Source organism: Streptomyces sp. NPDC037054, assembly GCF_055606745.1.
The window spans coordinates 107,975-120,675 of record NZ_JBVJSJ010000017.1; the positions used below are offsets into that span (position 1 = coordinate 107,975).

Here is a 12,701-nt window from a genome sequence, read left to right on the forward strand (position 1 = left end):
GCAGTGACCTCACCCGACCTTCCCCTCGCCCCGTCCGACGGCTGCGGTGACGGCTGTGCCTGCGGTGCCGGCACCGGCGAGGAGTACCTGGAGTGCGGGCTCGACCCGGCGCTCGCCCAGCTCCTGACCGAGGCCGGACTCGACCCCGTGGAGGTCGAGGACATCGCCAACGTCGCCATCCAGGAGGACCTCGCGCACGGCGTCGACGTGACGACCGTGGCGACCATCCCCGAGGACGCGGTGGCCACCGCCGACTTCACCGCGCGGGAGGCCGGCGTGGTCGCGGGCCTCAGGGTCGCCGAGGCGGTGATGTCGATCGTCTGCACGGACGAGTTCGAGGTGGAGCGCCACGTCGAGGACGGCGACCGCGTCGAGGCCGGCCAGAAGCTCCTGTCCGTCACGACCCTCACCCGCGACCTCCTCACCGCCGAGCGCAGCGCGCTGAACCTGCTGTGCCGCCTGTCGGGCATCGCGACGGCCACGCGCGCGTGGGCGGACGTCCTCGCGGACACCAAGGCGAAGGTCCGCGACACCCGCAAGACGACGCCGGGCCTGCGCTCGCTGGAGAAGTTCGCGGTCCGCTGCGGCGGGGGCGCGAACCACCGCATGTCCCTGTCCGACGCGGCCCTGGTCAAGGACAACCACGTGGTCGCCGCGGGTGGCGTCGCGCAGGCCTTCCAGGCGGTGCGCGAACGCTTCCCGGACGTGCCGATCGAGGTCGAGGTCGACACCCTGCACCAGCTGCGCGAGGTCCTGGACGCGGGCGCGGACCTGATCCTGCTGGACAACTTCACGCCCGGCGAGTGCGAGGAGGCGGTGGCCCTCGTCGACGGCCGCGCCAAGCTGGAGGCGTCGGGCCGCCTGACCCTGGCCAACGCGAAGGCGTACGCGGACACCGGCGTCGACTACCTGGCGGTGGGCGCGCTCACGCACAGCTCCCCGATCCTGGACATCGGCCTGGACCTGCGAGCGGCGGAGTAGGGGGAGACGGCCGTGCTGCTGACGATCGACGTGGGAAACACGCACACCGTCCTGGGCCTGTTCGACGGCGACGACATCGTCGAACACTGGCGGATCTCCACGGACGCGCGCCGCACCGCCGACGAGCTGGCGGTGCTGCTGCAGGGCCTGATGGGCATGCACCCCCTGCTCGGCGACGAGCTGGGCGACGGCATCGACGGCATCGCCATCTGCGCGACCGTGCCGTCGGTGCTGCACGAGCTGCGCGAGGTCACCCGCCGCTACTACGGCGACGTCCCCGCGGTCCTGGTGGAACCGGGCGTCAAGACGGGCGTGCCGATCCTCACCGACAACCCCAAGGAGGTCGGCGCGGACCGCATCATCAACGCGGTCGCGGCGGTCGACCTCTACGGCGGTCCCGCGATCGTCGTCGACTTCGGTACGGCGACGACGTTCGACGCGGTGTCCGCGCGCGGGGAGTACATCGGCGGCGTCATCGCGCCCGGCATCGAGATCTCCGTCGAGGCGCTCGGCGTGAAGGGCGCGCAGCTGCGCAAGATCGAGGTGGCCCGGCCGCGCAGCGTGATCGGCAAGAACACCGTGGAGGCGATGCAGGCCGGCATCATCTACGGCTTCGCCGGGCAGGTCGACGGGGTCGTGAGCCGCATGGTGCGGGAGCTGTCCGACGACCCGGACGACGTGACGGTGATCGCGACGGGCGGGCTTGCGCCGATGGTGCTGGGGGAGTCGACGGTGATCGACGAACACGAACCGTGGCTGACGTTGATCGGGCTGCGGCTGGTGTACGAGCGGAACGTGGCGCGCATGTGACTGCTCCGCCGGCCGGGGCAGGTGGGCCGGTGGCAGGTGGGTCGGTCGTGACCCGGCGCTGCGGTGGGCCTCACGGCGTTCACGCGGCCCGGCGTCGTGAGGTGCCGCCGCGCCCACCCGTGCCGTCCTGCGGCGCGACTGCCCGCGGCTGGGACGGTGCCCGCGGCCGGCGGTGAGCAGCATCTGGGGGAGTGAGGGATCGCCACACCGGCGTCGGTCGCCCGGTTTGTCTGATTAGCGCGTATTGTCGCAGCATGCCCACGCCATACGGATCCCGCGGCGGCATGGCGTTCGGTGTGGAGGAGCTGCGTGTGCTCCGCCGCGCCCTCGCTCTCGCCGTTCACCCCACCCCCGCCTCGGCCGAGGACGTCAAGGACTGCCTCCGGCTCGCCGATTCGCTCGACGAGGCGATGCGGGAGGGCGTCAGGCTGCGCGCCTTCCTGGTGGCCGACCTCGCCCGGTACCGCGCCGCCCTCCCCGGCACCGCCGTCGGCTACCTCGCCCTCCTGGAGGAGGCCCTGGGCTCCGGCTACCGCCCGAACCCCGACGACCTCGCCGCCCTGCGCGCCCTGCGCGGCAACCCCACCGCGGCCGCCCTCCTCGCCCACTGCGAGAGCCTCGCCGAGCAGGACGTACGGGCCCGCCTCGCCGCCCGCGCGGCGGACGCCGAGGGCGCCGCTGCCGACGCCTCCGACGCGGTCGTGCCCGCCTCCCGCACCCGTCTGCACGCCATTCCCGGCGGGCTGTCCCAGCCCCGCCCGGAGAGCGCCACGGCGGAGAGCGGACGGACCGCCGCCCCGCAGGCTCCGCCCGTCGGCCCCGCCCCGGCCCCGGCCGTCGCCGTCGCCACGAGTCAGGACGACGCCCAGGAGCCCGCCAAGAAGCCCGCCGAGAAGCCGGCGGCCCCGAAGCCCGCCCCGGCCGCTCCCGACCCCGGCACCCCCAGGCCCGGCCGGCCCATCCCCACCCCGGGCGAGGTCTTCCCGCGTCGCAAGCCCACCCCGCCCCCGGCGAACCCGCCGCAGCAGCTGGCCGCCGGCTGACCGCGGGTCCGGGGGCGGCGGCGACCGCCCCGCTCCCGGACCACCCCGCGACCGTGGCTACCCTGGATCCATGGACTACGTCTCCGCGCTGCTGCCCCCGGTCGTCATGGCCGTGTTCTTCATCGGTCTGATCCGCGTGATCGTCAAGACCCAGGGCGGCGCCAACAAGACCAAGGAGGACGCGGCGGTCGACGCCGCGCTCGCCCGCGCCGAGGCGGCCGGCGGCCCCGCCGCCTCCAAGGACGCCTGACCCCCGGCTCCGGCCCTGGCCCCGGCTCGCCGCCGGCTCGCCCCTCTCGGGCCGCGCGCCCTTTTTGTTCTGTTTGTCGGCAAAGCGCACGTTCGGCACGCCATCGCCGCGATCTCCCACTATTGTGCTGAGAGTGCCTCGCCCATTGGGAGAACTCGAAGACGCGGTCATGACGCGGGTGTGGAAGTGGAACCGCCCGGTGACCGTTCGAGAAGTCCTGGAAGATCTCCAGCAGGAGCGCTCGATCGCGTACACCACCGTGATGACCGTTTTGGACAATCTCCATCAGAAGGGCTGGGTGCGCCGCGAGGCGGAAGGCCGGGCCTATCGATATGAGGCGGTCTCCACGCGGGCCGCGTACTCCGCGGCTCTGATGAACGAGGCGTGGTCGCAGAGCGACAACCCCGCCGCCGCTCTCGTCGCCTTCTTCGCGATGATGAGCGACGAACAGCGCCAGGCCCTCCGGGACGCCTTGCGCATCGTCCAGAACCCCGACGAGAACCCCGGCTCCGCATCGGACGACGTCGGGCGATAGCGTCCGCTCATGTCAGCAGACAGCCCCGAAGTCACCGCAAAAGCCATCACCGTCCGGCGGGCCCGAACCAGCGATGTCCCGGCGGTGCGCCGTCTCCTTGACGTCTACGTCCGTGACCGCATCCTGCTCGACAAAGCGACGGTGACGCTTTACGAGGACATCCAGGAGTTCTGGGTGGCGGAACGCGACGACAACGCCGAGGTGGTCGGCTGCGGCGCCCTGCACGTGATGTGGGAAGACCTCGCGGAAGTCCGCACTCTCGCCGTGAAGCCGGGCCTCAAGGGCGCCGGCGTCGGCCATCAGTTGCTGGGGAAGTTGCTGGAGACCGCCCGCTGGCTCGGCGTTCGCCGCGTTTTCTGTCTGACCTTCGAAGTGGAGTTCTTCGGCAAGCACGGCTTCGTCGAGATCGGTGAGACGCCGGTCGACACCGATGTCTACGCGGAGCTCCTGCGTTCCTATGACGAGGGCGTCGCGGAGTTCCTCGGACTCGAACGAGTGAAACCGAACACCTTGGGCAACAGCAGGATGCTTCTCCATCTGTGATCGTCGGCGATTGACGCGACGGGAAGCTGCCCCGGTGCCCTATGTCCGAAACGCGCATGTTTCCGGACGTGCCCCGGCCCGTGAGTCTCTCCCAGGGGTTTGTGTTTTTCCGGCAAAAGCGGTTTGCTTTCCGACGTACTGCAGTACTGCATATAACAGGGGACGGCGATACGGCGGATGCCGACACCCCCGGTCCTGAAGTTATCGATGAAAGGAAATCCGGTGGCACAGAAGGTTCAGGTCCTTCTTGTCGACGACCTCGACGGTGGCGAGGCGGACGAGACCGTCACGTTCGCGTTGGACGGCAAGACGTACGAGATCGATCTCACCACTGCCAATGCGGACAAGCTCCGTGGCCTTCTCGAGCCTTACGTCAAGGGCGGTCGCCGTACCGGGGGCCGTGCTTCGGGCGGGCGCGGAAAGTCCCGTGCCTCTTCCGGCGGCAGCCAGGACACCGCGGCCATCCGCGCGTGGGCGAAGGAGAACGGCTACGAGGTGAACGACCGCGGCCGCGTTCCCGCGTCCATTCGCGAGGCCTACGAGAAGGCCAACGGCTGATCGACGGCCTTACCGACCCTTCGCACACCAGGCAGACGGCCGGGTGCACGCGCGCCGCAGCCGGACCCGGTGGCACTGCGCTGCCACCGTGTCGACCAGCCGCACGAGATCGGGGGCGCCCCCGCCGCCCCCCAGCGCCGACAGTGTCGGCAGCGAGGCCTCGACCTCGCACCCGGGCTCGGGGGGCCGCACCCACACGGCGGCCCCCTGCGAACCACCGGCCCCGGCACCCGTGGCACCCCCGGCACCGGTGGCGGGCCCCGGAGGCGGCGGCGCGGTCATGACCGCGCCCGCTCCGAGCGCCGACAGGTCGAGCGCCAGCCCGCCCCACTCCAGCCACTCCAGCAGCCCGGGCAGTTCCTCCGCGCAGCCCGCCGCCACGAGCAGCCGCATCCGGTCGCCCCGCAGGGCCACCGGAGAGCCCGGCGCCAGGCGCCGCAGCGCCGCCCGGCCCGCCTCCGCGGGAACGTCCAGCACGTCGAAGCGGACGCCCACGGCGAGCCGTACGGGGGAGCCGGGCACTGTGGGCCACCCCAGTTCGTTCTCGTACCAGTGCCGGACCCCCGCGTCCCGGCGGTCACGGTCCGTTCGCGTTCCCGCGCCCCGCCCGCTCTGTTCGAGTGGCCGGCGGGGCGGTGGCACGGCTGCGGGATCGACCATGTCAGGAGCAACCGCCCCGAGGGCTCGCGAGTTACGCTGGGTGTCACGACGTGTGCGCAGCGTGTCGAACAAGGGGGCTCGTGGGGCTGTGGGGAGGCGCAAGGTTGTTCGCCCGTAGCGGAGGGAACCGGTGCGCGCGGCATGGACTGTCGGTCCGGGCGGGTAAGACATCCCTAGTGGGAGGGGGCGACACGCAGGACAGGACGTCTCACGTTCGCCATCGGCGTACTGGCGATGGGGGTAACTGCCTGGCCTGCGGGAACATCGTCTCGCACCATCGGGTTGGAGCACATGTCGGCGTTCGGGGTCAGGAGGCCAAGGACGGTGTCGGCAGTTGGAATGAGCGGTCCCCGCTTGCGGGACTAAGCTGCGGAAGGACAGGGAGGGGAAGTTCCCCCCACTGCCTGACCGCTCTGAGGAGCGATTAACGATGTTCGAGAGGTTCACCGACCGCGCGCGGCGGGTTGTCGTCCTGGCTCAGGAAGAAGCCCGGATGCTCAACCACAACTACATCGGCACCGAGCACATCCTCCTGGGCCTGATCCACGAGGGTGAGGGTGTCGCCGCCAAGGCCCTTGAGAGCCTCGGGATTTCGCTCGAGGCGGTCCGCCAGCAGGTGGAGGAGATCATCGGCCAGGGGCAGCAGGCGCCGTCGGGCCACATCCCCTTCACCCCCCGTGCCAAGAAGGTGCTGGAGCTGTCGCTCCGCGAGGCGCTTCAGCTCGGCCACAACTACATCGGCACGGAGCACATCCTGCTCGGCCTGATCCGCGAGGGCGAGGGCGTCGCCGCCCAGGTCCTGGTCAAGCTGGGCGCAGATCTGAACCGCGTGCGGCAGCAGGTGATCCAGCTGCTCTCCGGTTACCAGGGCAAGGAGACCGCCACCGCCGGCGGTCCTGCCGAGGGCACGCCCTCCACGTCCCTGGTCCTCGACCAGTTCGGCCGGAACCTCACCCAGGCCGCTCGTGAGTCCAAGCTCGACCCGGTCATCGGGCGCGAGAAGGAGATCGAGCGGGTCATGCAGGTGCTGTCCCGCCGTACGAAGAACAACCCGGTCCTGATCGGTGAGCCCGGCGTCGGCAAGACCGCCGTCGTCGAGGGCCTCGCCCAGGCCATCGTCAAGGGCGAGGTGCCCGAGACCCTCAAGGACAAGCACCTCTACACCCTGGACCTCGGCGCCCTGGTCGCCGGCTCCCGCTACCGCGGTGACTTCGAGGAGCGCCTGAAGAAGGTGCTCAAGGAGATCCGCACCCGCGGCGACATCATCCTGTTCATCGACGAGCTGCACACGCTGGTCGGTGCGGGTGCCGCCGAGGGCGCCATCGACGCGGCTTCGATCCTGAAGCCGATGCTGGCCCGCGGTGAGCTCCAGACCATCGGTGCGACCACGCTGGACGAGTACCGCAAGCACCTGGAGAAGGACGCGGCCCTCGAGCGCCGCTTCCAGCCGATCCAGGTCGCCGAGCCGTCCCTGCCGCACACGATCGAGATCCTCAAGGGTCTGCGCGACCGGTACGAGGCGCACCACCGCGTCTCGATCACCGACGAGGCGCTGGTCCAGGCCGCCACGCTGGCCGACCGGTACATCTCGGACCGCTTCCTGCCGGACAAGGCGATCGACCTGATCGACGAGGCCGGCTCCCGGATGCGTATCCGCCGGATGACCGCGCCGCCGGACCTGCGCGAGTTCGACGAGAAGATCGCCGGCGTCCGCCGCGACAAGGAGTCCGCGATCGACTCGCAGGACTTCGAGAAGGCCGCCTCCCTGCGCGACAAGGAGAAGCAGCTCCTCGCCGCGAAGGCCAAGCGGGAGAAGGAGTGGAAGGCCGGCGACATGGACGTCGTCGCCGAGGTCGACGGCGACCTGATCGCCGAGGTCCTCGCGACGGCCACCGGCATCCCGGTCTTCAAGCTGACCGAGGAGGAGTCCAGCCGTCTGCTCCGCATGGAGGACGAGCTGCACAAGCGGGTCATCGGCCAGGACGACGCCGTCAAGGCGCTGTCCAAGGCGATCCGCCGTACGCGCGCCGGGCTCAAGGACCCGAAGCGTCCGGGTGGCTCCTTCATCTTCGCCGGCCCGTCCGGTGTCGGTAAGACGGAGCTGTCCAAGGCGCTCGCCGAGTTCCTGTTCGGTGACGAGGACGCGCTGATCTCCCTCGACATGTCGGAGTTCAGCGAGAAGCACACGGTCTCGCGTCTCTTCGGTTCGCCCCCCGGCTACGTGGGCTACGAAGAGGGCGGCCAGCTGACGGAGAAGGTGCGGCGCAAGCCGTTCTCGGTGGTCCTCTTCGACGAGGTCGAGAAGGCCCACCCGGACATCTTCAACTCGCTGCTGCAGATCCTGGAGGACGGTCGGCTGACCGACTCCCAGGGCCGGGTCGTGGACTTCAAGAACACGGTCATCATCATGACGACCAACCTCGGCACCCGGGACATCTCCAAGGGCTTCAACCTGGGCTTCGCCGCCGCGGGTGACACGAAGACCAACTACGAGCGCATGAAGAACAAGGTCTCGGACGAGCTGAAGCAGCACTTCCGGCCCGAGTTCCTCAACCGCGTCGACGACGTGGTGGTCTTCCCGCAGCTGACCCAGGGCGACATCCTGCGGATCGTCGACCTGATGATCGGCAAGGTGGACGAGCGCCTGAAGGACCGGGACATGGGCATCGAGCTCTCCCAGTCCGCCAAGGAGCTGCTGGCCAAGAAGGGTTACGACCCGGTGCTGGGCGCGCGTCCGCTGCGTCGCACGATCCAGCGCGAGGTCGAGGACTCGCTGTCGGAGAAGATCCTCTTCGGTGAGCTGCGCCCCGGTCACATCGTGGTCGTGGACACCGAGGGCGAGGGCGACGCCGAGACCTTCACGTTCCGCGGCGAGGAGAAGTCGGCGCTGCCCGACGTCCCGCCGATCGAGCAGGCGGCCGGCGGTGCCGGGCCGAACCTGAGCAAGGACGCGTAGCCGCTGCGCTCGGCTTGAGCAGGAGAAAAGGGGGCTGCCCCGGAACCAAGGGTTCCGGGGCAGCCCCCTTTTTCTGCTGGATTCAGGAGAGCTGGCCGTTGTAGTCCGGCAGCTTGAACGTCTTCTCGGCGTGGCCGCCCGACAGGTCGGTGGCGCTGTTGCCGATGTTCGCGATGATCGTGTAGCCCTTCGACTCGATGTCGGCGCGCTGGGCCGTCTTGTAGTCGGCGACGTTCTTGAAGAGGTCGAAGAAGCCGCGGACGTACAGGCCGGAGACCTTGTAGCCGGTGTACTTCAGGTTGTAGTCGGTGACCGAGTAGATGATGCCGGGGCGGGCCGTGACGAAGAAGACGGCGACGCCGCGGTCCTGGGCGTACTTGGCGGCCTCCAGGACCGGCTTGTTGGCGGGCTGCGGGTAGCTGAAGCCGAAGTCGGTCTCCAGGGCGGTGTTGTCGATGTCGAGGACGACGGCCTGCTTCTCGCCCGGCCGCGGGGCGGCGATGCGCTGCTTGAGGTAGGGCATCGCCGTGTTCATCACGGCCTGGACGTCCTTCTGCCAGGTGGCGTAGTCGACGTCGGCCGCGGCGGCGGTGGCCGTCGCGGTGGTCGGGGCGGTGCCGGTGGCCGCCTCGGCGGGGGCGGCCAGGGCGACGAGGGCGGCGGTGGCCACGGCGGTGCCGGCGAGGCGGTGCGTCCAGGCGCGTCTGCTGACGGTGCGGGTCATGGTGGGGGGTTCCTCTCACGTCGGGTCGCTGCCGGTGTCAGGGGCATGCTCATGGGTGAGGGTGGCGCGGGAGGAACCGTAGGGTTACCGGACGGTAGGTGGCTAGAGGTGTGCGTCACACAACGCGTCACACAACCCGTCACACAACTCGGCGGATCCTTTTGACCGTTGGGGTGACGGGCAGCGCGGCGAGGAGCTCGTCCGGCAGGGTGTCCGTCTCCGGTGCGGGGACGACGGTGATCTCACGGACGTTCGGGAACAGCGCCGGGATCCGGCTCAAGTCCTCCGTGCCGTGGAGCCGGTTGAGCCGCAGGCCGGTGATGCCGGGCAGCGGGGGGCCGTGCCAGCCGACGGCGTCCCATTCGATGCGCAGGTCCGTCAGCTCGGGCAGCCGGGCGATCTCCTCGTAGTCCCCCGGGGTCAGCTCCGCGAAGAGGCTCGCGAGGCTGAGCTGCCGCAGGGACGCGAACCGGTGCAGGCCGCGCAGGCCGGTGTGCACCACCGCGTTCTTGGCGAGCCGCAGGTAACGCAGCGGCAGTTCGACGGGGAGCGCCTCGTCGAGTGAGTCGCCCTGGAGGGCGAGCCCGAGGTCGAGCCGGCTCAGCGTGGCGCACCGGCCGAGCACGGACAGCCGGTCCGGGTCGTGCAGGCCCGGCACGGAATCCAGGGACAGCCAGGTCAGCGGCAGGTGCGTGAGCGGGGTGAGGTCGCGGACCAGGGGGGAGCGGCTGAGGTCGAAGTACGTGAGCCGGTGCAGCGGCCGCAGCCACTCCAGGCCGGTCAGCCGCTCGTTGCCCCGGACGACGAGTTCGGTCAGCCGGTCGGGGACGAGCCCGGCGGCGATGTCGGCCGGATCGATGTCACCGGCCAGCTGGACTCTGCTCCTGCCGCCCAACTCCCCCAGGAAACGCACCTGTTCGCCGGAGTGGGCGGTGAAGAACAGGCCGTCCTCGTGCAGGTGGGCGACGACGTCCTCGCCGTAGCGGCGGGTCGGGAAGCGGTTCCAGGTCCAGGTGAGCTGGGCGCGCACGTCCAGGGCCAGGTGGGAGCGGTAGCGCGCGAGGACGGGCAGGGCGGCGTCCGTGCCGATGAGCGAGGCGGTGACGACGACGGCCCGCGCCTCCTCGTCGCCGAGGCCCTCGGGTCCGGGCAGCAGTTCCAGGGCGAGCGGGCCCACGGAGGCGAGGGCGCGGGCCTCCTCGACGCCGCGCGGCGGGATGAGGGAGGCGGCGTTCCGCTCGACGGCGGCGCGCACGGCCGGGTCGAGCTGGGTGGCGTGTTCCAGGGAGGCCAGGGCGAGCAGCCGTACGCGCGTGGCGGCCGGTTCTTCGAGGCGCGCCGCCGACTCCGTGAGGGCGCCGAGGAGTTCGGCGCGTTCGCGCGGGCGGGCGTGGGCGACGGCCATCCGGAACACGTCGGCCCACTGCTCATCCGCCGCGCCCCGCACCAGCAGCCCGAAGTCGCCGTCCTCGACGGCCGCCTTGGCGCCCAGGTAGTCCTGGAAGGTGCGGTGCACGAACTCGACCGTGCCGACGCTGGGTTCGCGCAGCAGGCCGCTGCGGACCAGGAGATGTCCGAGGATCCGCTCGGCGTCGCCCTGCGCGGCGGCGGCCGGCAGCGACGGCAGCACGTCGGCCACGATGCGCACCGCGCGGTCCCGGTCCATCTCGGACTGGTTGTTGCGGATGAGCCAGTACGCGAGGCGCTGGAGCAGCTGGATCTGCGGGAGTTCGGTGAGGTGGACGCCGCCGGCCGCGCCCTGCGGGAACATGTCCCGCTCCTCGTCGCGCCGCGCCAGCAGCATCGACAGGGCGGCGTCGTACAGTTCCTGGCGGCCGTGCGGGAGATAGCCGCGCCGGTCGCGGTGCAGGGCGCAGATCAGGCCGCACATCAGGGGGTTGGTAGCGAGGCGGCCGAGGTCGGGTTTGGTGCCGACGGCGTCGAGCAGGGAGCGCTCGTAGCCCGCCAGCCGCTCGGCGTCGGGACCGGTCGCGCCGGCGCGGGCGGCGGCGTGCCAGCGGGCGATGAACGCGGCCACGTCGTCGCGGCTCATCGGGGTGAGGGCGAGTTCGGTGAAGCCGTCGGGGGCGAGCCAGTCCTCCCGTACGGCGGAGGGGCGGGAGGTGACCAGCCACTGGTTGCCGGGGTACACGTCGAGCAGCTCGCGCAGCCAGCGGCGGGTGCGCTCGCGGTCCCGGTCGGGGATCTCGTCGACGCCGTCCACCAGGAGCAGCCCGCGCCCGTCGGACAGCACCCGGTCCGCCCAGCCGGCCGGCTGGGCCGCGTGGAACGGGACGCGTACGGCGGCCAGGAAGGCGTCCGGCGCCGGGAGGCCGTCGGGGCGCCGGACCAGTGTGCGCAGGGGCAGCACGAAGGGGACGCGGTCGCCGCGTTCGCCGCGGGCCGCGGTCACCGCGAGCCACTGCACGAGCGTGGTCTTGCCGGAGCCGGCGACGCCGCGCAGCAGCACCCGGTCGTGCTCGGCGAGGGCCTGCTCGGCGGGCCGGGGCGTGGGCGCGGCGGTGTGCGGCCCGCCGGGGCCGGTGGCGTGGTCGTGCTCGTCGGGGCCGAGGGCCTGGAGGCTGAGGTAGGCGGCGTCCAGGGGCCAGCGGTCGGGGGAGTTGACGAGGTCGATGCCGTAGATGGTGAGGTGACCGTGCCGGGTGGCGACGTACGGCAGGTAACGGCGCTCGAAGGCGGCGTCGGTGCCGCCGGGCAGCGGGGTGCGGGCGATGAGCTCGTCGACCTTGCCGACCAGTTCGTGCTGGCGCCGGGTCTGCTCGACCAGGGTGCGGGGCACGAAGGTGGAGCGCTGCGTGAAGAAGTGCAGGATGTGCAGGCAGGCGGTGTCGAGGAGGCCGCGGTAGAAGAGGCTCGCGTCGAGGGACAGGTGCCGCTCCGGATGGCCGCTCGCGGCACGCAGGGCGGCGGCCAGGGCCTCGTGGCCCAGCTCCACGGCCTGGACGTCCGTCATGGTGAGCTCGCCGAGCGCGAACAGGGTGTCGGCGAGGGCGCGGACCACGGCCTGTTCCTCGTCCTCGGCCACGGGGCGCTCACCGCCGCCGCGCAGGGCCTGGAGGACCAGCTTGGCGGCGAGCCGGTGCAGGTCGGGCTCCGTCAGCGTGCGCTTCTCGCCCCGGAAGGAGACGTAGCCCGCTATGCGTACGGGCTTGTCGACCAGTCCGGCGCCGGGCCCTTCCGTGACGAACAGCTTTCTGACGAGAGGGCCGACGACGCTCGACGCAAGCCTGATTCCCGCGGCCGGTTCCATCTCGCCGTGCCCCTCCCCGTTTTGTCGCTGTCGCGGCTGGTCAGCGTAGCGCCGGTCACATTCCGGAGTCTTTCGATCTCGGTCAGCGGTGACATGCCGCACAGGCCTTTTGTCCGTTACTAGCAGGCTTAGTGGAAAACTCCCGAAGGGCAAAAAGGACATTCCCTCCCGAGGGGTGGGTCCGACTTGGCCATCTTGGCCGAATTGAGGCTTCAAGGGGCCTCTGTCAATGGACGAGGTCTTTCGGGCTTACGTACTAGCTGGCGTCGTAGGTCACACCTTTGGGGGTTCGTGGGGGTTCGGGTTACCAAGGGATGGCCATCCGGCGTTCTGTGCGCCGGGTGTTTTCCTTGCTCCCGTCCCCATGAGG

At 70.9% G+C, this 12,701-nt stretch carries 11 protein-coding genes; 8 read left to right on the forward strand and 3 right to left on the reverse strand.

Annotated features, from left to right (window positions below):
- The first annotated feature begins 3 nt into the window (after positions 1-3).
- The 7 genes from nadC to ACZ7D7_RS31500 all read left to right on the forward strand — a co-directional run bounded on the left by nadC (position 4) and on the right by ACZ7D7_RS31500 (position 4,720).
- Entirely contained in the window at positions 4-981 is a 978-nt protein-coding gene (gene nadC / locus ACZ7D7_RS31470; RefSeq protein ID WP_470828756.1) for a carboxylating nicotinate-nucleotide diphosphorylase, read from the forward strand.
- A gap of 12 nt (positions 982-993) precedes the next feature.
- On the forward strand, positions 994-1,791 hold the full coding sequence (locus ACZ7D7_RS31475; RefSeq protein WP_470828757.1) for a type III pantothenate kinase: 798 nt from the start codon (positions 994-996) through the stop codon (positions 1,789-1,791).
- Between the two features lie 284 nt (positions 1,792-2,075).
- On the forward strand, positions 2,076-2,834 hold the full coding sequence (locus ACZ7D7_RS31480; RefSeq protein WP_470828812.1) for a hypothetical protein: 759 nt from the start codon (positions 2,076-2,078) through the stop codon (positions 2,832-2,834).
- A 70-nt stretch (positions 2,835-2,904) separates the two neighbouring features.
- Positions 2,905-3,084 carry a hypothetical protein gene (locus ACZ7D7_RS31485; RefSeq protein ID WP_470828758.1) on the forward strand — a complete coding sequence of 60 codons (180 nt, stop codon included), beginning with the start codon at positions 2,905-2,907 and terminating at the stop codon, positions 3,082-3,084.
- A 199-nt stretch (positions 3,085-3,283) separates the two neighbouring features.
- Positions 3,284-3,619, forward strand: coding sequence for a BlaI/MecI/CopY family transcriptional regulator (locus tag ACZ7D7_RS31490; protein WP_470828759.1), 336 nt, complete (start codon positions 3,284-3,286; stop codon positions 3,617-3,619).
- 9 nt (positions 3,620-3,628) lie between these two features.
- Positions 3,629-4,162, forward strand: coding sequence for an amino-acid N-acetyltransferase (locus ACZ7D7_RS31495; protein ID WP_470828761.1), 534 nt, complete (start codon positions 3,629-3,631; stop codon positions 4,160-4,162).
- Positions 4,163-4,384: 222 nt separating this feature from the next.
- Positions 4,385-4,720, forward strand: coding sequence for a histone-like nucleoid-structuring protein Lsr2 (locus tag ACZ7D7_RS31500; protein WP_470828762.1), 336 nt, complete (start codon positions 4,385-4,387; stop codon positions 4,718-4,720).
- 9 nt (positions 4,721-4,729) lie between these two features.
- Here ACZ7D7_RS31500 and ACZ7D7_RS31505 read toward each other — a convergent pair whose 3' ends face one another.
- On the reverse strand, positions 4,730-5,380 hold the full coding sequence (locus tag ACZ7D7_RS31505) for an SCO3374 family protein (RefSeq protein ID WP_470828763.1): 651 nt from the start codon (positions 5,378-5,380) through the stop codon (positions 4,730-4,732).
- A 430-nt stretch (positions 5,381-5,810) separates the two neighbouring features.
- Between ACZ7D7_RS31505 and ACZ7D7_RS31510 the strand changes: the two genes are divergently transcribed.
- The gene (locus tag ACZ7D7_RS31510) at positions 5,811-8,336 is read left to right on the forward strand and encodes an ATP-dependent Clp protease ATP-binding subunit (protein WP_470828765.1); all 2,526 of its coding nucleotides are present in this window, start codon (positions 5,811-5,813) and stop codon (positions 8,334-8,336) included.
- A gap of 82 nt (positions 8,337-8,418) precedes the next feature.
- Here the strand turns inward: ACZ7D7_RS31510 and ACZ7D7_RS31515 are convergent, their stop codons facing one another.
- Positions 8,419-9,060, reverse strand: a complete 642-nt coding sequence (locus ACZ7D7_RS31515) for an HAD family acid phosphatase (protein ID WP_470828766.1) — start codon at positions 9,058-9,060, stop codon at positions 8,419-8,421.
- 139 nt (positions 9,061-9,199) lie between these two features.
- A complete protein-coding gene (locus ACZ7D7_RS31520) occupies positions 9,200-12,331 on the reverse strand; it encodes an NACHT domain-containing protein (protein WP_470828767.1) in 3,132 nt (1,043 codons plus the stop codon).
- Between the last annotated feature and the right edge of the window lie 370 nt (positions 12,332-12,701).